At 54.0% G+C, this 20,704-nt stretch carries 16 protein-coding genes; 10 read left to right on the forward strand and 6 right to left on the reverse strand.

Translation table 11 applies throughout. From position 1 onward, the window contains the following. Positions 1–40: 40 nt before the first annotated feature. Complete coding sequence (locus tag NTU47_01375) at positions 41–667, reverse strand: DUF1579 domain-containing protein (GenBank protein MCX6132437.1); 627 nt, start codon at positions 665–667, stop codon at positions 41–43. Positions 668–1,002: 335 nt separating this feature from the next. Between NTU47_01375 and NTU47_01380 the strand changes: the two genes are divergently transcribed. From NTU47_01380 to NTU47_01405, 6 genes are all read left to right on the forward strand, one after another. Continuing rightward, complete coding sequence (locus tag NTU47_01380) at positions 1,003–2,130, forward strand: hypothetical protein (GenBank protein MCX6132438.1); 1,128 nt, start codon at positions 1,003–1,005, stop codon at positions 2,128–2,130. 184 nt (positions 2,131–2,314) lie between these two features. Further along, entirely contained in the window at positions 2,315–3,508 is a 1,194-nt protein-coding gene (locus NTU47_01385) for an efflux RND transporter periplasmic adaptor subunit (protein ID MCX6132439.1), read from the forward strand. 39 nt (positions 3,509–3,547) lie between these two features. Next, positions 3,548–4,225 (forward strand): ABC transporter ATP-binding protein, encoded by a 678-nt coding sequence (locus NTU47_01390; GenBank protein ID MCX6132440.1) that lies wholly within the window; start codon positions 3,548–3,550, stop codon positions 4,223–4,225. A gap of 2 nt (positions 4,226–4,227) precedes the next feature. Continuing rightward, entirely contained in the window at positions 4,228–5,388 is a 1,161-nt protein-coding gene (locus NTU47_01395) for an ABC transporter permease (protein ID MCX6132441.1), read from the forward strand. Between the two features lie 31 nt (positions 5,389–5,419). Then, positions 5,420–6,586 (forward strand): ABC transporter permease, encoded by a 1,167-nt coding sequence (locus NTU47_01400; protein MCX6132442.1) that lies wholly within the window; start codon positions 5,420–5,422, stop codon positions 6,584–6,586. 99 nt (positions 6,587–6,685) lie between these two features. Next, complete coding sequence (locus NTU47_01405) at positions 6,686–7,351, forward strand: hypothetical protein (GenBank protein MCX6132443.1); 666 nt, start codon at positions 6,686–6,688, stop codon at positions 7,349–7,351. Between the two features lie 200 nt (positions 7,352–7,551). On the opposite strand, the gene NTU47_01410 is transcribed toward NTU47_01405, so the two are convergent. Further along, positions 7,552–7,728 (reverse strand): hypothetical protein, encoded by a 177-nt coding sequence (locus NTU47_01410; protein ID MCX6132444.1) that lies wholly within the window; start codon positions 7,726–7,728, stop codon positions 7,552–7,554. Positions 7,729–7,743: 15 nt separating this feature from the next. On the opposite strand from NTU47_01410, the gene NTU47_01415 reads away from it, so the two are divergent. The 4 genes from NTU47_01415 (at position 7,744) to NTU47_01430 (ending at position 13,011) form a co-directional block, all read left to right on the forward strand. Next, the gene (locus NTU47_01415; protein MCX6132445.1) at positions 7,744–9,795 is read left to right on the forward strand and encodes an FG-GAP-like repeat-containing protein; all 2,052 of its coding nucleotides are present in this window, start codon (positions 7,744–7,746) and stop codon (positions 9,793–9,795) included. A gap of 245 nt (positions 9,796–10,040) precedes the next feature. Beyond that, the gene (locus NTU47_01420) at positions 10,041–10,565 is read left to right on the forward strand and encodes a TIGR03546 family protein (GenBank protein MCX6132446.1); all 525 of its coding nucleotides are present in this window, start codon (positions 10,041–10,043) and stop codon (positions 10,563–10,565) included. A gap of 2 nt (positions 10,566–10,567) precedes the next feature. Next, positions 10,568–12,412: a TIGR03545 family protein gene (locus NTU47_01425; GenBank protein MCX6132447.1), complete on the forward strand. Its 1,845-nt coding sequence runs from the start codon at positions 10,568–10,570 to the stop codon at positions 12,410–12,412. A gap of 26 nt (positions 12,413–12,438) precedes the next feature. After that, the gene (locus tag NTU47_01430; GenBank protein ID MCX6132448.1) at positions 12,439–13,011 is read left to right on the forward strand and encodes a DUF192 domain-containing protein; all 573 of its coding nucleotides are present in this window, start codon (positions 12,439–12,441) and stop codon (positions 13,009–13,011) included. Positions 13,012–13,063: 52 nt separating this feature from the next. Here the strand turns inward: NTU47_01430 and NTU47_01435 are convergent, their stop codons facing one another. The 4 genes from NTU47_01435 to NTU47_01450 are packed head-to-tail and all read right to left on the reverse strand — an operon-like array spanning position 13,064 to position 20,677. Beyond that, positions 13,064–17,797: a VOC family protein gene (locus NTU47_01435; GenBank protein MCX6132449.1), complete on the reverse strand. Its 4,734-nt coding sequence runs from the start codon at positions 17,795–17,797 to the stop codon at positions 13,064–13,066. A gap of 40 nt (positions 17,798–17,837) precedes the next feature. Continuing rightward, positions 17,838–18,386: a DNA-binding protein gene (locus NTU47_01440; protein ID MCX6132450.1), complete on the reverse strand. Its 549-nt coding sequence runs from the start codon at positions 18,384–18,386 to the stop codon at positions 17,838–17,840. Positions 18,387–18,418: 32 nt separating this feature from the next. Further along, positions 18,419–19,123: a LamG domain-containing protein gene (locus NTU47_01445; protein ID MCX6132451.1), complete on the reverse strand. Its 705-nt coding sequence runs from the start codon at positions 19,121–19,123 to the stop codon at positions 18,419–18,421. Positions 19,124–19,144: 21 nt separating this feature from the next. Next, the gene (locus tag NTU47_01450) at positions 19,145–20,677 is read right to left on the reverse strand and encodes a M20/M25/M40 family metallo-hydrolase (protein ID MCX6132452.1); all 1,533 of its coding nucleotides are present in this window, start codon (positions 20,675–20,677) and stop codon (positions 19,145–19,147) included. Positions 20,678–20,704: the final 27 nt, after the last annotated feature.

Consider the following 20,704-nt stretch of genomic DNA (forward strand, 5'->3'; position numbering starts at 1 on the left):
ACCGGGCCCCGATCAAGAACGCTTTCCCTTTAGACGCCGGTTATAACTTCTTCCGCGTGTATGTAATCAGCATGGTCGGCTTCTTGTCGCCGTATGCTTTCACATCATAGACTTCGAAGATGTGTTTGTCGGCGTCAATGATCCGCGTGACATATTTTACTTTCTTTCCTTTTTCGCCGGTCATGGGTTCGTCCATTTTTCCCCACATGGTGAATGTTGAGCCCTTTTTGTCGAGAGCCCCGTCCATCGTGGCCATCCCCGTACTCATGTTGTCAATCCAGAAGGCGACATATTTCTTGTTGAAATTGTCATACCCCGTATATCCGATGCCGTTGAACGGCTGGTTCATCATCTCACCTGCAAATTCCTGTTGTACGTATCTTCCGCCAAGAACGAGCTTGTTCAACGAGGTTCCTTTCGAGACGGTGGCCTCTCCCGCAGGGCCGTTCATCCACATCTTCACTTCCGCTTCCCACGTGCCAACCATTGCGTCGAGCTTCTTGTGCGCGTCGCCGGGCGTCATCGATTCTTCCCATTTCTTCATCATCTCTTCCTGGCTTGGCCTTTTCTTGTCAGCTTTCTTCTTTTCCTGAGCGGCCGACTCACCGGCGATCAGAATTGCCAGCGCAATGATTGCTGCTCCCAGAAGCATGAGTGTTTTCTTCATGGTGATCTCCTTTAAATTAACGATAGAATGTGGGACGCTGTTTCTGCCCAATATCTCCGAACGGGTTTACTTATTAACCGCATCCCCTCGCACCGAGTTCCCGTCTGTCCTCAAGGCCCACGTTGACGATACAACATACTCCGGGGGCTCCGCATTCACTTTCATTCCAGCGTTCGATAGCTTCTTTGAGGTGCCGGGAAGCCCGGAATTGCCTCCGCGGGAATCAATCTGTCCCTTTCCGGTGTTAGACGTATGGTGGGCAACCCGTGCTCATTACGTTCTTGCTTCGCGTGGAGTCTGATTCCTTATCCGCGTATTGTGAAGGTTCTCGGCATATGAAAACCATGATGTTCACCCGGGCAGTTGTATTATTTTCTTTCGGTACGATCTTGCCGCTCGTTTGTCTCTTCCAGTCGTGCGCTGTGAACGCGGGACAGCATGGTGGCGTGCTCTCGCCCATTCATGGGATGTATGAATTGCGAGCCAGCCATACCGCAACAGTCCTGCAGGATGGTCGCGTTCTCATTGCCGGAGGATTCAAGAAGGGGCCCGACGGCCGCAGCCAGATCTATTCTCTTACTGCGGAGTTGTTTGATCCAAAGACCGGATCGTTTTCGCTGACCGCCAACATGAATGTTCGCCGCGCCGGACACACCGCAACATTACTACAGAACGGCAGGGTGTTGATCGCAGGCGGATTCACCGAAAACGGAATCACCGCAAGCGCTGAGGTGTACGACCCATCTTCAAAGATTTTTTCGCCGGTTGGAAACATGTCGACAGCGCGTGACGGCTCGACCGCAACCCTTCTTCCGAATGGCGATGTACTCATCGCTGGCGGTGGAGATGTCGTCGCAACCGCGTCCGCAGATTTGTTTCGTCCTGCCACCAGCCAATTCTCTCCCACAGGCGCCATGACCGTTGCCCGCCTGGCGCACACGGCCACCCTTTTGCCTGATGGCAGGGTTCTCATCCTTGGAGGATCAAACAATCGCAGAGTGTTCGGCTCTGCGGAATTGTTTGACCCCGCCACAAACACATTCACACCGGCCGGCGCGATGACGTTTCCACGGCACAAACATGCCGCAATCGTGCTCAACGATGGCCACACCCTGATACTTGGAGGCTCCGACGAGCGGGACTGGGGGGGACAGTATTCCGGTGCGGAAATTTATGATTGGAAACCCGGGAAGTACACGCCGATATCTTCCATGATAAGTCCGCGCTTTAAATTTCCGACGGCTCTCGTCCGGCTTGCCAACGGAAACGTTTTGATCTGCGGCGGGAGCAAGACGGTGGAGATCTTTGATTTTCTGACAAAGCGGTTTGTTTCAACCGCCATCTTCGACCAGGCGCACTACTACAGCACCGCCTCCCTCTTGCACGATGGCCGTGTCTTGATTGTCGGAGGCTATACCGGTTCACCGCAATCGACCGATCGGGCCTGGATGTATAAGGAGTAGTCCGGCGTCCATGGGCCGGCTGATCCGCTCCAAATCTATGCGCAGAAATACCCGCCGGTCTGGCTTAGTCAAGACTTGGAACCGGATGAACAGGCGTTTTGTTGATAGTACTCGAAACATATAACCAGATATCTCCGTATCTTTGTGGCACGATTTTTTGCTATTCCCTTACACTATTCAAGTCATGGAAAATCGAAACGCTGATCTCTCTGGTTTACGCATTAATCGCACACAGGACGAGGAGCCGCAATCGCGCCGACGAGGCTCCGCTCTCAAGACTATTCTCTTTGCAGCCATCGCCATCGTGGTGGTCGTTCTTGGTTACATCCTCTTCTCCCGTATGTTTGAGTCTGCTCTCGAGGTCCAGCTCTCGACGGCTTCGTTTTCATCTCCATCCCAGGCAAACGCCGTGCTGACTGCGAGCGGTTATGTCGTCGCTCAACGTAAAGCTGCTGTCGCGTCCAAGGCAACGGGCCGGCTGATGTACCTCGGTGTTGTCGAGGGGGATCGCGCAAAAAAGGGCCAGGTGCTCGCCCGCATCGAGGATACCGATATTAAGGCTACCCTTGACCAGGCGCGGGCTAATCTACAACTGTACGAGGCCGATCTGAAGGATGCGGCCCAATGGCTCGATCGTCAGAAGAAACTTCTGCAGAGCGGAGTCTCGACCCAGTCAGATTATGACGGAGCCGAAGCTCGCTACCGCCGGGTTCTTGCGTCCATCGACGTGGCAAAAGCTATGGTCGTCGGGGCGGAGGTTTCTCTCGAAAACACGCTCATCCGTGCCCCGTTCGACGGCACTGTTCTCACAAAAAATGCTGACGTCGGTGAAATGGTCGTCCCGATGGCGGCAAGCGCAAGTTCCAAGTCCGCCGTTGTGACGATTGCGGATATGAGTTCACTGCAGGTTGAGACGGACGTCTCTGAATCCAATATTGAGCGCATCATTCCGGATCAGCCTTGCGAAATCACGCTGGATGCGTATCCCGCGATTCGTTACCGGGGATTTGTGGCAAAGGTCGTCCCCACAGCAGACCGCGCAAAAGCGACCGTCATGGTGAAGGTCGGCTTCAGGTCGTACGACAGCAAGGTGCTCCCCGAGATGAGCGCCAAGGTTCTTTTTCTTACAAAAGCTGCCGAGGCGGCCGCGTCAACAGCGAAACCGATGCTGACGATTCCGCTCTCCTCGGTCGCGACGCGGGGCGGCAAGAAGGTTGTGTTCACTGTTCGCGAGAACCAGGCCGTGGAGTCGTCTATCGTGGTAGGAAAAGAGTTCGGAGCGTTTGTGGAAGTGACGCAGGGCTTGTCTTCGGGCGACAAGGTTATTTCCAACGTGACGGAGCAAATCACCGCCGGGTCCCGGGTAAAAATTCGGTAGTATCGCGTTCGAGAGAACCAGAGGAACAGGAAAGAGAATATGGATCCCATCATTCGGGTACACGATGTTTCAAAATCATATTGGCGGGACAGCTTTGAAGTCCCCGTTCTCAATGGTATCTCTTTCGACGTACCCGAGGGCGAGTTCCTCGCGTTGATGGGCCCTTCCGGATCAGGAAAGACAACACTCCTGAATCTTATCGCCGGCATCGATCGGCCGGACAAAGGAAGCATCAACGTCTCCGGGACAGACATTGCCTCGCTGAACGAATCGCGGCTCGCGAAGTGGCGCTCCGCGAACGTCGGTTTCATCTTCCAGTTTTACAACCTTATTCCCGTTCTTACCGCGTATGAAAACGTGGAGCTGCCCCTGCTGCTTACCTCGCTCTCAAAGCAGGAACGGCGCCAGCATGTGGAAACAGCCCTGACGGTTGTCGGTTTGCAGGACAGGATGCGCCACTACCCGAAACAGCTTTCGGGGGGCCAGGAACAGCGCGTCGCGATCGCCCGCGCTATTACCACCGATCCGACGCTCCTTGTTGCAGACGAGCCAACCGGCGATCTCGACAAACATTCAGCGGATGAGATTCTTACGTTGCTCGAACGGTTGAACAAGGAGTTCAAGAAGACCATTGTGATGGTAACGCACGATCCACGGGCAGCAGAAAAGGCGCACATAGTCCGGCATCTTGACAAAGGGGAGCTCCGCCAAGACTGACGATGAAAGTTTTCAAGCTCATATTCAAAAACGCCCTCAGGCATAAGCTCCGAACAGCGCTTACAATCCTCGGTATCTCTATTGCCGTGATGGCGTTCGGGTTGCTCCGCACGGTTGTCACCGCGTGGTATGCCGGTGTCGAAGCTTCCGCGGCGAATCGCCTTATCTCACGCCAGGCCGTCTCATTCATTTTTCCCCTCCCCTACTCGTACAGGGATCAAATTGCGAAGATCCCCGGCGTCGAGCAGGTTACGTATCTAAACTGGTTTCAGGGTGTCTACATCGACAAGAACCAGTTCTTTGCCCGCCTGGCTGTTGACGCTGAGACGGTCTTTGATGTATATCCGGAATTTCTGCTCGATTCCGAGCAACTTCAGAATTTCAAACGCGAACGCAATTCGTGCGTCGTCGGCGCTGATCTTGCGAAACAGTATGGTTTCAAGCTCGGCGATATCGTTCAGATAGAAGGGGACATCTATCCCGGCACCTGGCAGTTTGTTGTGCGCGGCATCTACAAGCCGCGCGACAAGACCACCGATGCGACGCAGATGTTCTTCCACTGGCAGTATCTTGACGAGCGGATGAGAAAAGACTTTCCCGACCGCGCAGGACAGGTGGGATGGTATGTCGTCCGCATCGCCGATCCCGCACAATCGGGGACAATATCGAGCCAGATTGACGGGCTTTTCAATAATTCGCGCGCAGAAACGAAGACTGAAACCGAACGTGCATTCCAACAGGGATTCATCGCGGCCGCGGGCGCAATCATCACGGCGATGAATTTCATGTCCTTCGTCATCATCGGTATTATCATGCTGGTGGTGGGTAACACGATGATTATGTCCGCCCGCGAGCGAACCCGTGAGTACGCCGTGTTCAAGACCCTTGGGTTCTCGGCCGGACATCTTGTCGGATTGATACTCGGAGAATCAATGCTCATCTCCGCTCTCGGTGGTGCGCTTGGTTTGTTTTTCACGTTCCCCTTTGTTGCCGCCTTCGCCGCAGCCGTACCAAAAGGATTTTTCCCAATCTTCAATGTCGAGCCGGTTACCGTGATTCTTGCGGTCTCTTCGGCACTCATTGTTGGTCTTGTCGCTTCGATTTTCCCGATCCAGCGGGCGTTGACAACGCGGATCGTTGATGGGCTGCGCCATGTCGGCTAAGCTGGTTTCTCAATTGATGGCAAAAGAATAAGTGAAGATCCCTCTTAAATATACTCTCCGCAACCTGGGCACACGTCGATTGACGACGGGCATCACCGTCCTCGGCATCGCGCTTGTCGTCTTTGTGTTTTCGGCTGTGTTGATGATGGCGTATGGCGTTCAGAAAACTCTTATCGCCACCGGTTCGGATGAGAACGTTCTGGTCGCGCGCAAGGCGGCGAACGGGGAGATCTCCAGCATCATCGACAGGGAAACTGCGAACGTTATCCTTACTCTCCCTCACATTGCGAAGACCTCCGAGGGAAAACCCATCGCCTCAGGTGAACCGGTCGTCGTCATCAATCTGAACAAGGTGGACGGTGGTCTCAGCAACGTCACGGTGCGCGGCGTATCACCACAGGTGTTCACCCTCAGACCCCAGGTGAAATTGAAAGAGGGTCGAATGTTTACGTGGGGGGCTCGCGAGCTTGTTACCGGAGTGTCGATCGCGAAGCACTTCGCGGGATCGAAGATCGGTGACATTGTGCGCTTCGCCGGAGACAACTGGACCGTCGTGGGTCTCTTCGATTCTGACGGCAGCGGATTTGACTCCGAAATGTGGGGCGACACGGAGCAATTGCTCGACGCGTTTACTCGCAGCGCGTACTCGACCATGACGTTCCGGCTTGACCAGCCGAACGCCTTCAATGATTTTGTTGCCGCGTTCAACAAAGAACCGCGGTTGCAGCAATTCGAGCCGAAAATTGAGAAACGGTTCTTCGAGGAACAGTCCGAATTGATGGCGGGATTCATCCGGATCCTCGGAATTTTTATCACGGTGATCTTCAGTGCCGGGGCGACCATTGGTGCGATGATCACGATGTACGCCGCGGTCGCAAACCGGACCGTTGAGGTGGGGACCCTTCGTGCGCTCGGATTCCCCCGGCGCAGTGTGCTCGCCGCTTTTCTGACAGAATCGCTCTTGCTGTCTCTCATTGGCGGCGCCATTGGTCTCGCTTTCGCTTCAACGCTTCAGTTTGTGACTATCTCAACGCTTAATTTTGGCTCTTTTTCCGAGCTTGCCTTCTCCTTCGCTCTTTCCCCCTCCATTATTGTATCCTCGCTCCTTTTTTCTTTGATGATGGGTCTCCTTGGGGGGTTCTTGCCCTCGGTCCGTGCAGCGCGCCTCAATATCGTCAACGCCCTTCGTTCGTCCTGATTTCCGGCTTTGATTGCTTTTGCCGGAGTTCCCTCGGCCTTTCGTCTTGATAGAAAGAGAGATGCTCTCTATATTCTATTGAAGGGCTGCGAAGCCCCAATGACCTGCGGGTTTTCCGAAGCATATTCAATGATGCCCGACGGGCCTGCCGGGGAACTTCTAGCCTCCTGGGGTCTTGTGAAGCACATCAGCGAACACAGCATCGAATTGTATGTTCTCAAGCCAACAATTTTCGATGCCGCGACGCGCGCGTTCATGGAAGAGCACTTGCGGTCGTGCGCAGTCTGTGCGGAGGTGGAACGCGAACTCCGGGTGTATCATGCCGAGCTTAACAGCAATCCGCGCACCGCTTCCGACCGCGTCCGGGTGATTATCGAAAGACCCTCTGAGCTTTCGAGCGTTATCCGGCTCTATCCGTACAAGCATCTTCCCGGATCGGGGTTCATCGACAATCGCGGTATAACGGTGCTGGCCGCTCAGTCGCCGGGATCGTTTCCGCACCGCTTCAAACCGGTTGCGGTGTATTCTTCCGTCGATCAGCAAATCGTCGTACGCATCGTGCAGGACACAGAGGAAGATCTTTACAAGCTCTATGTCCTGGGGGCACAACAGGAGAACTGCCGCTTTGCCGTCGTTTCCTTTCCAGAGCTCGAGATGGATCTCGGCACAGACGAATCGGGCAAGAAGGATTTCTCGCTCCCAGCCGATAAGCGTCCGTCAGATTGGTATATGCTGAATGCCTTCGTCCGGCTCCGCGGGCAATAACATAGATTCCCCCCTGTTTTCCATCGGTGGATTTTCGAGAGTAATGAGAGGTCGGACGGCGCCGGCCGGCGGACCGTCTCCGGCGTCTATGTTCTCACAGATGTTCTTGTGTACTATTTTTGGGGACCACCGTGAAGCCAACTCCTTTTGAAACAGAGAGTCGCTTTCAAGATCTCCTCCTTACTCTCACCTTTCTTTCTTCACCCCGTCAACGGCTTCGAGAAATCCGGGGATTTCTTGAGAGCCTTCGGGGGCAGATTCAGGTTTCCGAGCCCTATATCCTCGATATTGTGCAGCGTCTTCCTCACTTGCTCCGACAACTTCAACCGGAAGGCATCGAACCCGAAGAATTGCGAACCGCTCTTTGTTCCCTTCAAGAACTTGGCATAACCTTGCCGATTCTCCGTTCTGTGAAAGAATTCGACAGGTCGCTTGAACTTCTGAAGCGTTTTCTCGCCCGTCAGCTCGTGTATGCGGGGGAAGTTGAGCAGGCTGCTTTCCTGTTCAGTGATGATCCGCTTCTGCTGACGATCCCCGCTGAAACCGTTCTGACTCCTTTTGAACTCCTCGAACTCGGCTTGCACGCTGCAAGAGAGCTGAAACATCCGGCGCTTGGTCCTTTTACGGAGTTTCTCCGCGCATGGAAAGAGCGAACCCGCTCGGCTCCAAGTCGCACCATTTTCCCGGCTGTGGAGAAACCCCTTGTGGCAGCAGGTCAGCAATCTACCGGACGCTTGCGCGGCGTATCAGTTGAACTCTTCGGCGAAACAAAAAATGGCAGTGATGATCTTCGGGCCGATGTCGCGATGCTCCCTGAGGGAGAACAGGACTTTGTCCTTCCTGCTTTTGCTGCGGTTCGAACCTTGATAGCGGACATGCACCCCAATCTTGTTGATCACTTCTACTCTGGGCGCATTCGTTTTGACGATCTGACAGCGCTGCATGAAGGGAGTTCTGCAAATCTTGCGATCGCAGCGATCACGTACTGTGAAATCCTCCGTTATTCGAATCAACGCACGGTTTTTCAACTCTCTTCTCGGGCGGCATTCACCGGCGGAATCAACGAAAGCGGTGAGGTTCTTCCGGTTGAACCTGCGACGCTCGTGGAGAAGATCAAAGCTGCGGTTTTTTCGCCTGTGGATTTCCTCGTTATTCCGCGCCAGCAGCTGGCAGAGGCTCAACGCCTTACACGTGATTTGGAAAAATCCTATCCGCGAAGAAATCTTGTGCTTGTCGTTTTAGGAAACCTCAGGGATGTGTTTGTTGACAGGCGGTTGAGCGCCCTTCTTGTTGTCGGGCCCGTCCGTCACCTGGGAAAGATGGTCTGGAGAAGAAAACCCTTCGTTCTGGCTCTGGGGGTTGTGGCTGTTTTGCTGCTCGTTATTGCCAGGCTTTGGTTTGGTCCGGTCGACAGGAGGCCCTCGTACACAGAAACTGTTGGTGAAGAACTCCTGGTCAAGAACGCGTTCGGCGCCGTGCTCGACGCCGTCCACATCAACCGGGCTACCGCCGACGCGGCGGCACAACACCAGACATATTTGAGCTTGAGCGCGCTTGTTGACGTAAACGGTGACGGGAAACCCGAATTGATTTGGGCCGAAGCCAATGCAGAAAGATCTGCGGAAACCTCCTTTGTTGCATGCAAGATTGTCGGAACGGATACAATCCTTTGGCGACATGAGGTAAGGAACCGATTTTCGTTTCCAAAGAATAGAGACGCCGAAGCGGGTGGATATGGAATCACCGATCTGGTTGTCGATGATGTCGATGGCGATCGTCAACCCGATGTCTTCTTCGCCGCACAAAACCCCATGTTTTGCTCCATCGTTGTCAGGCTTGATGCCAGAACCGGAAAGGAAATCGACTGCTACCTCAATATTGGTCATATCATCGATTTGCTACTGATGGACCTGAAGAATACTGGAAAGCCGATGCTGATCGGCTGCGGGGTCAATAATGCTTTCGGGCGGGGATGCATGGTTGTTCTCGATCCATCCAGAATGAGCGGACATTCTCCGTTACAGGGAGACTATGTGGTCGACGGTCTTCCTCTTGGAAGAGAGGTTTATTACTTGCTGGCACCCAGGTCATCCCTCGCTGAAATCTACAGTGAAACTGTTCACAACAACGCACAGAGCATAGAGAAGATACGTGGGGGTGGGATCTTGTGGACGGTGAGGGATTTTTTTGTACACAAGAACCGGGTTGAGGGCTTTGTGAGGTTTCACCTGGACACAACCATGCATTTTCGGCAAGCGGGTTCGAATAATGAGTGGGGTGTTTTCAGACGAAAGGCTCTCTCCGAAAACTTACTTCCTGTGGTGGCTGAAGACGAATACCTCCGGCAGCTCGGCAACAATATTCTCTATTGGGATGGAGGGGGCTGGCAGAAGACTGCGGTCATGAATCGACGCTACAGCGAGGTTGTCGGCAACAAAGAGTGACCGTTGTCTCCAAACCCGCTAGGCCCTTCTGGTTTTCAATGATATTGCGATGTAACGTCGCGGATCTGCTCTTCCTGGAAACTCAACGTTCCTGCGCCACCGCCCTTGAATCCCTCCCCATCATACTGTATCTTTCCAATTGTTCTTTCCAACTTGTCCGACAGAGGCGCCGGCCCGCCTCAATGAACTAGTATGGCTGGCGGGGGTCCACCTTCGGCGGAAAACTTGAAACTCCAGACCCGTTTATGTTCTTTCTTCAGCTCATAAAGAACTTCATCCAAATTCTACGCTCGGGACAAACCCCGCGGCAGGTTGCTGCAGGCTTTGCTCTCGGCTCGATGGTCGGATTGATGCCTTTCTTCACGCTCCAGGGGCCGCTGGTGTGGCTGGTGATTCTCCTCTTCGACGTAAACCTCAGTGCGGCAATTCTCTCGGCTACGCTTTTCACGCTTGTTGCCTATCTTTTCGATCCCGTGTTCCACGCGCTTGGCTACCTTGTTCTCACAGATGTCTCTGGCTTGCATGGACTCTGGACAAGCTTGTACAACGCTCCCATCGCGCCCTTGACGCGGTTTAACAACACCGTTGTGTTGGGAAGCCTGTTGTGTAGTTTCGTTCTCCTTCTTCCGATTTATTTCGGTATGACACGATTTGTACTCGCGTACCGGGCACACCTCCATACCAGAATCGAAAAGTGGAAGATCTATCAGGTGATCAGCAAGAGCACCCTGGTGCGGTGGTACGACAGAGTTAAAAACCTCGGCTCATAGGCATGCGCAAGAAATTCATATACTTCTTATTCATTCCACTTGTTCTTCTCTGCCTGGTGGTGTATCTGTTTATAGACGGGTGGGTTGAGAGTGGTCTCGAATCCGCTGGTGAGGGGATCGCCGGCGCAAGGGTCGAGATCGACAATCTCAGGGTTTCCCTCTCGCCCATCGCTGTCCAGTTCTCACGCCTTCAGGTTGCGAACCGCCATGATCCCTGGAAGAATGTATTCGAAACCGGCAAGGTTCGCTTCGCACTGAATTTTGGGCAATTGCTGAGGGGAAAATACATCATAGAAACGATGGAGGTTAACGGCGTCGTGCTCGGAACCAAGCGCTCAACCGACGGATCCCTGCCGAAACCTCCGCCGACTGCCGGTGAGTCGTCTATCCTTTCAGAGGCGGCCGCCTCTCTGGTTCACGAAGCTCAAAAAGCACCGGTGTTCGACCTCGGCAAGATCCGGAAAGAACTGAAAATCGATAGTCTGCTGAACGTGCAGAATCTTCGATCCGTTCAATACATCGATACGCTGAAGCACCGGGTTCAGGAGGCCGGCCAGCAATGGCAAGCGACGTTGAACGATATTGAGAAGTCGAAGCAGCGGGTTTCTGAAATCCAGGCGAATATAGCGGCTATCAACATAAACGAACTCAAGACCGTGGAAAGTATCACGGCGGCTGTTGGCAACGCAAACAACGCCTACAAAGGGCTGACGGACCTCAATGAGACTTTCAAAACCCGCCGCACCTCCGTCACCGATCAGATCAACCGCCTGTATGCTTCCGCTAGCACTGTCGATGAGCTGGCCCGGGCAGACTATGAAATGGTGAAGCGGCTTGCGCGGCTTCCGGACCTCAGCACACAGGGGATCGCCAAACTCTTACTGGGAAGAGAGATTCTTCAGAAGGTGAACATGTACATGTCGTATGTGGACTTTGCGCGGACGAACATTCCAAAATATACGCCAAAGCCCGACTACGAGCCGCCGGCACGCTTCAAAGGAAAGGATATACCCTTTCCCGCTGACCGCGCCTATCCAAAGTGGTGGATACAGAAGCTTGCTATCTCCGGCGGCGAAGATAAGAACCAGAACCCCGAGTTTTTTAATGTGAAGGGTGAAATCCGGAATATTACCGATAACCAACGTCTTACCGGTCTTCCGCTCACGATTGCGCTTGCCGCCGCAAAAGCGCGGGGAAGCAGTTTTACCATCGACGCTTCTTTTGACCGCCGTCCTGAAATACCGGTCGACAAGTATCGCGTCACCGCATCCGATCTGCCGGGCGGGGACATTGCGTTCGGGCAGGCCGATTTCCTCCCGTCGCGCATTACCAAAGCAATGATCAACGCCAGCGCCGACGTTACTGTGCCGGGCGACAGGTTTGATACAAACGTGAAGATGATTTTCCGGAAGCTTTCGCTTGTATTCGACAGACCGCCTCAAAACGATGTTGAGCGACTCACCCGCGATGTTCTCGCCTCCATTGCCGGTTTCAACGTGGGGCTCCGAATGCGGAACACCAGCGGACCGCTCGATATTGCGCTCAGCACGGACCTTGACGAGCAGCTGGCGGCACGAACGAAGAAAGTTATTGGCGACGAACTTGCCCGGCTGCAGAACGACATCCGCACCAGGGTCAACCAGGTGATTGCAGAAAAACGGGCGGAATTCGAAAAGCTCTTTAACCAGAAAAAGGAGGAGGCGCTGTCGCAGCTGCGTTCCTATGAATCTCTGGTAAACCAGAACCTTTCGCTGCTTGACGCGAAGAAGAAGGAGCTCGACGCGCGCGTCGATCAGGCAAAGAAAAAGGGACTTGAGGATGCCCTCAAGGGACTCTTCAAACAATAGCAACGCACTGACGGAAAACGAATCTCATGAGCAAAAAACAGAAACATGCCGAAGCTCCACGACCACCGAAAAGAAACACGAAATCCATCGCTGCAGTTGCCGGCACCGTGTTCCTGATCCTTGCGCTGATCGGCGTACTGACGTATCAGCCGTCGAACAAGCCGGCTCCTCTCACTCAACCGCCAACCCCAAGCGCGCAGCAGGAGGCATACGAATTCGTGAAACAGGGTGAACTTCGTTTTCAGTCAGCAAAACAGGATTTTATCTCCGCGATCGACATTGAGCTTGCACAGGACGATTCAAGACGGCAATTAGGGCTGATGTATCGCGATAAGCTTGCAGAGAACCAGGGGATGTTGTTTATCTTCGAGGGGGATGAGGCGAGGGCTTTTTGGATGAAGAATACGGTTCTTTCGCTGGACATGATTTTCGTGAACAGCAAAAATGAAGTTGTTACAATCCACAAAAACACGACTCCGTATTCCGAACAATCTTACGCGTCGTCAAAACCGGCACAATTCGTCGTTGAGGTCAACGCTGGATACACAGACAAACACAAGATCTCCGTGGGCGACCGGATTGTGTGGAGTAGGTTTTGAGTTGTGAGTTTCAAGTTCTGGGTTTTGGTTTTCGCTCAACCGTTGTCGGTTTCTACTTCAAGAGCGGTTCTCCGCGTTTGATGAACTGAATCGGCAAGCCCCATGGATCGCGCAGAACAAGAACCTGATCCCCCGCGTTTGTTTCACGGATTTCGTCCGCCAACGTCGCTCCCGCCTCAATCAAACCCGTCCGCAGGGACCGAACATCGTCTACGACAAACGCGACATGTATTGACACAGTATTAAGTTTTATCAGATCCAGCATTGGCGCGGATGTACTCGTTGAAAACTCGAGCATCATGTTTTTTCCGTCATCGGCAACGAACTGCGTGAATGAAGGCGCACCCCCCTGCCGGACTACGCGCATGCCAAGGTTTTCCACATACCAGTTCGCTGCCGACCACGGGTCCGCAAGGTTGAGCGCCAGGTGCTCAAAGCGAAGGCCCCCGGGCTTCAGCATTGGAGAAACCCTCACTGTGAACTGAATCGGAAGCCCCCAGGGGTCTCGCAGCATGAGGATCCGGTCACCGGAGGGTGTCGTCACGAGGTCCTCGGCAATCGCCGCACGCGCGGCGAGCAGCCGGCTTCTTATTTCGTCGACATCGTCGACTGCAAATGCGAGATGCAGGGACACATGGCTGATTGTTGCGTAATCCGGAATTGGCGCCTTCTCGTTTCTATAGAGCTCAAGCGTCATGGTTCCAGCGGAATCAGCAATGAAGTGCGTTGTGGCAGGGGGCGGACTCCTGCGCACAATCTTCATCCCCAGATTATCACAGTACCACTTCGCCACTGCAACCGGGTCTGAGACGTTGAAGGCTATGTGCTCGGGACGCGGCTTTTTGGCCAACGCGAAAACCTCGTCATTGACAGGGGCTGTTTTCGGCACCGCACCGTTACTCTCCAGCTCAACGCTATTGTTGATTACGGTGATTTCGTTCAGGCTGTTCTCTGGATCGATCTGCACGCTGCATCCGTTCGGAACGCCTCCTGTTGGCACCGGAATGATTACTTCAGCGAACCTTGGCTCAAGATCAACCGGGGCCTGGATGGCTGGCACGTCGACCGAGGCGATTATCTTCTTCTCTTTCATGATCACCGCTGTCGTCCGCGGGCTGGCAACCGAACCAAGACTGTGAACCTTCACATGCACGGTCTTCCCTTCAAGCCAAACATCTTCCTTGCTGATCCCGAGATCCGGCCGTTGAGAATATGGGGTTGATCGGGATTGCAGACGAAGAGTCAGAATTGTTGCCTTGCGCGGTTCAAACTTCAGCGGGATTGTTAACGTCCGTTCAAGGTACATCGTCTGTTTCGAGATGGTTGTGTCAGCGACGTCGTCGTTGTTCATATCAAGCCCCTGCAGCACCTCCCATGTTCCGGGCTCGATGTTCCAAAGCGTCATGGACGCTTCAACCGGTTTCTGATCGAGCGTGTATGCGATGGCCTTGATTGCCGATGGGATTGCTTCTGGGACGAGGATGGCTACGCTCTGATCGGTCGCCGGCGCCCTGAATTTCCAGCTTACCGCGTGTCCAGAGTGGATGGCCCCCCGCACGAGCGCGACACCTCCAAGCCTTGAGCGCTGCAACTCGCGGTTGGCTGCAAACACACGATCGCTCCAGAGTGATCCTTCGGTGTTGATATACTCCCTCAGCGCCGAGGCCTCGGCCTGGTCGGCATAATAATGCTCCAGAAATGCTTTGTTTCCCGTGGTCTGCCAGGCAAGATGCCGAAACAGGTCGGTTCCCTTCTCCGGGGTAGTCTTGTCTGCGATTTGATGTCCCCACGTTTGTTTGAGGTTGAGTATGTTGAGTGCGTCGTTGCTTATCAATCCGAGAACACTCTCGCCGAGATCCAGAAGGGGCTGTAGATATTTCACTTCTCCGGTCGTCCGATAGACCCACCAGAGCAGTTGGAGTGCTGCCGACGATGTGCTTATCGTCGCTCCGTCTCCCGTGCCTGCTGAAAGTATTGCCTTTGTTCCCAGAGGAGACGGCCTCGTCGAATCGCTTGTGAAGTTGATTTCTGAATCCAGAACAATCTTGCCTTTGTTGTCCTTCCTTGCGTGCGCTAACAATCCATCTGCGACATCGATCGCCAGCTGGCGGGCGCGGGGATTGCCGTTGAAGTCGGCAAGAGTCAGAACGGGTTGAAGCAGCAGGAACTCCTGCGGTTGGAGCGACCACTCCCAGACGCTTTCGTCCGCCATCCTGGTTCCACTGAAATAGCTCGAACGAAAATGCCGGTGTCCCGCCTTATTCTTGAGAATCACCTTTTCGTCAAGAGCACGGACGGTTTCCATGATTCGTTCCACCTGCTTCGGGCTTCCGTAATCCACAAGCATCGCCTGGGTCTGCGCCTCGATTCCCTCTTCGTGTGCATGCAGACCATCGGTTTGAATTGTTGAGAGACCATGTGTTAACATTCCGTTCTCGTAGATCGCATCCAACAACCGAAGCACCGCACCGCTGATTTTTCCCGGCTCGCAGCCCATGAGGGCGGCGCCTGGCCAGCAGTTGGTGAGATCGTCATCATCGGAAAGTCCGCCGCCAAGCTCTCCGTTTCCAATCTGGCGGTTGTCGATCCACCACAATACAAAGCGTTTGAAATACCGAAGATCCTCTATCTGCCGAAAAGCCCAGGCGGGAATTCCCTCTGGCACTGCGGGCTGGACGTAGAGCGGCTTGCCGTGAGCGTGGTCAAGATCGTACCAATAATTTTGTCCGGGGTAGTGCTTTGAATCCACCCTCAGGAGGTCGTTGACATCACCTTCAAACCGGTTATAAATATTCAACCGCGGATCATCCGGCCTTTCTTCGACGAGAAACGCATAATTATCCCGCACCTGCGTGAACCGGTCTTGAACGTGCTCCCGGTACGCATCCTTCCAGTCTTTGAACACCACTCGGATTTGAGCTCCTTCGAGTGCGCCCTGCGCAAAATCCGGCGCATCGGATGCGATGACGAGATAGAGGCTTTTCGTTTTCGGAAGAATCCGATCCCGCGTATCAAGCCACAGCGTGCGCGCCTCGCCCGGTTTCACAGAGAACGAGAAATCGAGCATGCTGCGGTTCGGCCAGAGCGGGTCTCTGACTTGTATGTTCATCGGGATGAATGTTCCCTGTGTCGGTTGTAGACTCAACGGCGGCAAATCGATCGCAACGCCGTCGAGACCACCGCTGATTGTCGCCCAATCATACGACGAATCGGATTCGGCGCCTGCAGCACTTCCGGCACGAGCATCGTATGGAATGATGATGTGAATAAGCGGAAGGCGCTGTTGATTTTTCAGCGGCGGTTTTTGCATGCCCGGCTTCACCGGCAAGGCGATCATTGTTGACCGCTCATCCGCCGCGAATCGCCCGTTGATATAGCCCAAAACTGACGCCACCTGGTTGACCGCGTTTTCTGATCCGCCGTGAAGAAAATAGCGCAGTGACCGCTCCCCTCGCGGCTCATTTCCCGGTTCAACGTGATAGACAGACAATTCTCCGATCGGTGTTTCCTGTTCGCCGTTTTTGAAGTGCAGTTCTCCTCCGGTCACCGTATTCTGCAGTCTATGAACGGTCTTTTCCTGTCCCCGGGGTCTTGTGAAAACACTCTCGCTGTTTCCTTGTTGGTTGCCGCCGGTGAGCGTCATGGTTCCCCACGCTCCGCCCGAGATTTCCACATGATTCCATGTTTCGTCCGGCAGCGAAAAAGTGATAGCGTTGCCCGACTGCGAATAGCAATCCCAATCCGGCAACTGGAAGTAATCGTTGCGGCCCGGCAGGCGAGAGCGGTTATAGACTCCCGGCCACGACGTTTCACGGATCCCGTCTGTTCCTTTCCACCACCAGCGTTTGAGATCGTAGGCGTTCTGAATTTCTATTTTTCGCACGTGTGTGGAGCGTTCATCGAGATATGGCGGGATGTCTCCCGCTCGGTTCCAACCGTACCGCAATCGCCATTCTGATTGCCAGCGGGCGCCTTTGAGGTTTCGTTTCAGGTCGGGGATGTTTCCCGCCGAAGCATGTTTGGCAAGCTGTGTAATATTCGCATCGGAAAGCATGCGATCATAAATACGTACCTCATCGATGTCTCCCCCGCGCTGAAAATTGTATGCGCTTTGAACCTGGTACGGGCTGATGATGCGGGAGTGCGGTCCAAATTGATCAAGTCCGGCATACAGAACGGTGGTGCTGTCCTTCTGCGCAACAAGTTTTCCATCAGCATAGAATCGAATCCCGGCGGTCTCATCCCAGGTGAGGGCAAGGTGTATCCACTGTTTGGGTTGTGGAAACGGCTGAATGGCGTGCGATATTCTTATGCGTGCGAGGTTGACATCGGTAACGAACGCGTCAAAACCATGGCCGTTGTAATCGATGCGGAGCCATACCATGTCCCAGCTTGAGTGGTCGGCATAGGCAACCCGAAAGATCGGGAATTCGGTTTCACCGACCGGCTCGCGTGATCTCCAGAAAAAGCTCAACGTACCTCGTTCCGCGTAGATGTTACCTGGCGCCCGGTAAGTCATGAGCTGCTTGTGTCCGCACTCGAAACCTGCGCCTTTGGCACCGTCGGGGATGATTTTTACATTCTCAAGGAAGTTTGGCGTGGCTGTCCCGGCTGCTGAATAGTCGGCGTTGAAGCCGTGATCACCTGAGAGATAAAAAAGAAGGCCAGGCTCGGGGGCGTTCGGAGGCTTCTTATCCTGAGAATACAGCCGGGGCTGTGGAAACAGCAGGCCGAGGATCAGCAGAGAATACAACACGCGAGACGGTGACACACGGTGCTTGGACACAAACAATCTCCTTGCCCGGCGGTTCTGTGCGGGCGCATGTTCATCGGTATGTCTTATCATCAATACGACTGAGGTCAATGCCGTCCTTAAAGACTCCAAGGGTCACAATCGCGAACGTGAACACTGTCGTTCCGGGTTCGAGGTGACCGCCGAAAGCATTTTCCGCGTTGGTCAAAGTCATGTGTGCATGAATACGACCATCGATGATGTAACCGTTCATGCTCACAAGGTCGGCCGGGGCGGAGGGGTTCTTGACGAGAAGGTTCTTTGACGGAAACGTCCGGTTGCTCACCATGTGAAAGTGGTATCCCGTGAGTGAGCCGGCGCCGGAAATAACAACGGCATTTCTGATTTTCTGTTCTTTGACCATCTTTTCCATGCCCGCCAGCAAGTCTGTCTGATATTTGAACCGAAGCACGACAATGCGCTCGAACTGGCCGTTGAGCGCGTAGACGTCCGGGATGGAGTCGTTGTTGGCCTTCTTGTCCTCTGATGGCGTGGTGGCTTTCGTGACCTCGGTACGGGTCTCTTGCGCAACCAGCGACCCCGTCATCACCAGGGCGGTCAACGCATATAGGAGTGCTCGCATGTGGTTCTCCCTGGATGGTTCTGCTAAGCGAACTACCGTTTCATGAATTCCGTCGGCACAAGACATTTCGGCGTAATCCGAATATTGTAGATGCTCCCTTTGAACCATGACACTTTGTTCATGCGGACCCCGATCGAAGCACCGCCCTTCTTGAAGGGGGAGAAGGCAACCACGCCGTTCAGCTCATGCTCACCGTTCACGTAGGTATCCATCGTCCCGCCATCGACAACCAGGGCGACATGATACCACCTCCCCGCCTGATGAAGTTTTTCCTTGTCTACCAACGCCCGGGAAGAATCCCCTGATTTGATAAAGGCATCAAGATACCATCGATCATCGTCCGTCACGCGGGTTTCGAGGAGCAGCCTGTCGCCGTTGGCTTCCCCCATATGGAGAAACCTCTGTTCGTGCGGCGCCCTGGGGTCTGGTTGGAACAAAACTTCTATCGTGAATTGTGTCAACCTCTCAAGTGGGTTTGCGTTCAGCAGTATTCCGTCCTTTGTACCGTCAAAGCACAGCGCCTTTCCATACGGGCAGCCGACGATGTGCGGCGCCCCCTCTTTTGTGACGTCTTTCGTTTCTGAGCTGTAAAGCTCTGCGAGTCTCCAGTCGACCACATGCTGTTGTTCTGCCACGACCGTGTCCTTTCGCAATGGGCCTGTTTGCGCAGAGAAGAGCGGCTCCCCGCACAATAGTAATACTGTTATGATTATTCCCAGCGCCGTAATCGTCTTCATGCTGTTTGTCCGGGGTCGGGTCTATTGCGTTGGTTTGCGCGGAATTCGCTGATCGCTCATCGCGGCGTGATACGCAAAAGCAGCCATGATGACGGCGTTCTTCTTTAAATCTTCCTGCACCAGTGTGTCAAATACATCCATGTTCGAGTGACCTCCGATACCAACCCGGTCCTGCAGAAACTGAAACCCCGGCAGTCCGCTGTTATTGAACGGAATGTGATCCGTGCTCCCGACGCTCTGGATTGTGAGCGTGGTCATGCCAAGGTCCCGAAAGGGCTCCATCCATGCGCCAAATATCCGCCGGACGAATTCGTTTCCCTGCAGGTTGATTCCGCGATATGCTCCCGCCCCATAATCCTGATTGAAATAGACGCTGAATTTCTCGTACTCCGGTTTCTTACCGTTTTTCGGGTCGCCGAAATGGGCTGACACATACTCCCGGGACCCGTTCAAACCCTGCTCTTCGCCGCTCCAGAGAGCAATGCGAATCGTCCGCCGCGGATGAACACCGATCGCTTTCAGAATTCTTGCCGCCTCCAGAGCCACAGCGCAACCGGACGCATTATCGCTCGCCCCCGGACTTTCGTGCCAGCTGTCGAGATGTGCTCCGATCATGACGATTTCGTTCTTCAGGTCTGTGCCGGGAATTTCACCAATCACGTTGCATGCTTTTTCGACCGATTCTCCAATCCGATTCCTTACCTCTACCTCAATTCCTACCGGGATGTCGCGTTTCAGAATGCGATACATTCGGTTATAGTATTCCGGCGTTACAGCGACAATGGGAAGCGAGTTCAGGTCTTTCTCGCGTGACCATTTGTCGTTGTTCGAACCTGGCCGACTGAAACCCCGGACCAGTCCGAATGTTCCGCCGTCATGCTGGAGGATGACGGTAACACCTTCCGATTTGAGAAATTCAATCCGCTCTTCTGGTCTCATCAGTTCCGGGTTTGGTATGGGCGGAGTGAAGACCCGCGGCGGTTGTACGGCCATGCCCTCAAGAGATTTTAGTTCTTCATCGGCGAGCCGGGAAAAACCTTTTGGGAGATTGGCGAGGTCTATCGTGTTTATTGGGGAAATCAGCACCGCGGCATTTTTCAGTTTCCCGCGGTACTTCTCGCAATCGGCTTTAACTTGAATGTCGACGATGACCGCAGGGCAGACAAGCTTTCCTGCAGTCCCCGGAGTGTATGCAAGCGGAAATCCCACCATGGGAACATACGACGGTTCGATCATGTGCAGCGAGAAGTACTCGTTATCCCACGCCGCACCATAATCCATGAATGGTTCGATGACGACGTTTGTGAGACCGATCGTTTCCATCTTCACTTTTGCCCACCCCTGGGCCTTCTTCATGTGCTCGGAGAGAGAGAGTCTCGATCCAAGCACATCCGTGATATATCCAACAATGTCCGTTACCTGCGAACGCTGGAAGCCTTCCTCGCGGATCTTGGCGACGGCGTCCCAATCAACCCTTGCCTGGTCTTTTTGCGCAAACAGGGTGAGGGGTAAGACAAACATGAAGATGGCAATCGTTGTGCGAACGTTTCTCATGGACGGATCCTTTGTATTTCGTTTGCG

The organism is Ignavibacteriales bacterium (assembly GCA_026390595.1).
Taxonomy (GTDB): domain Bacteria; phylum Bacteroidota; class Ignavibacteria; order UBA10030; family UBA10030; genus UBA9647.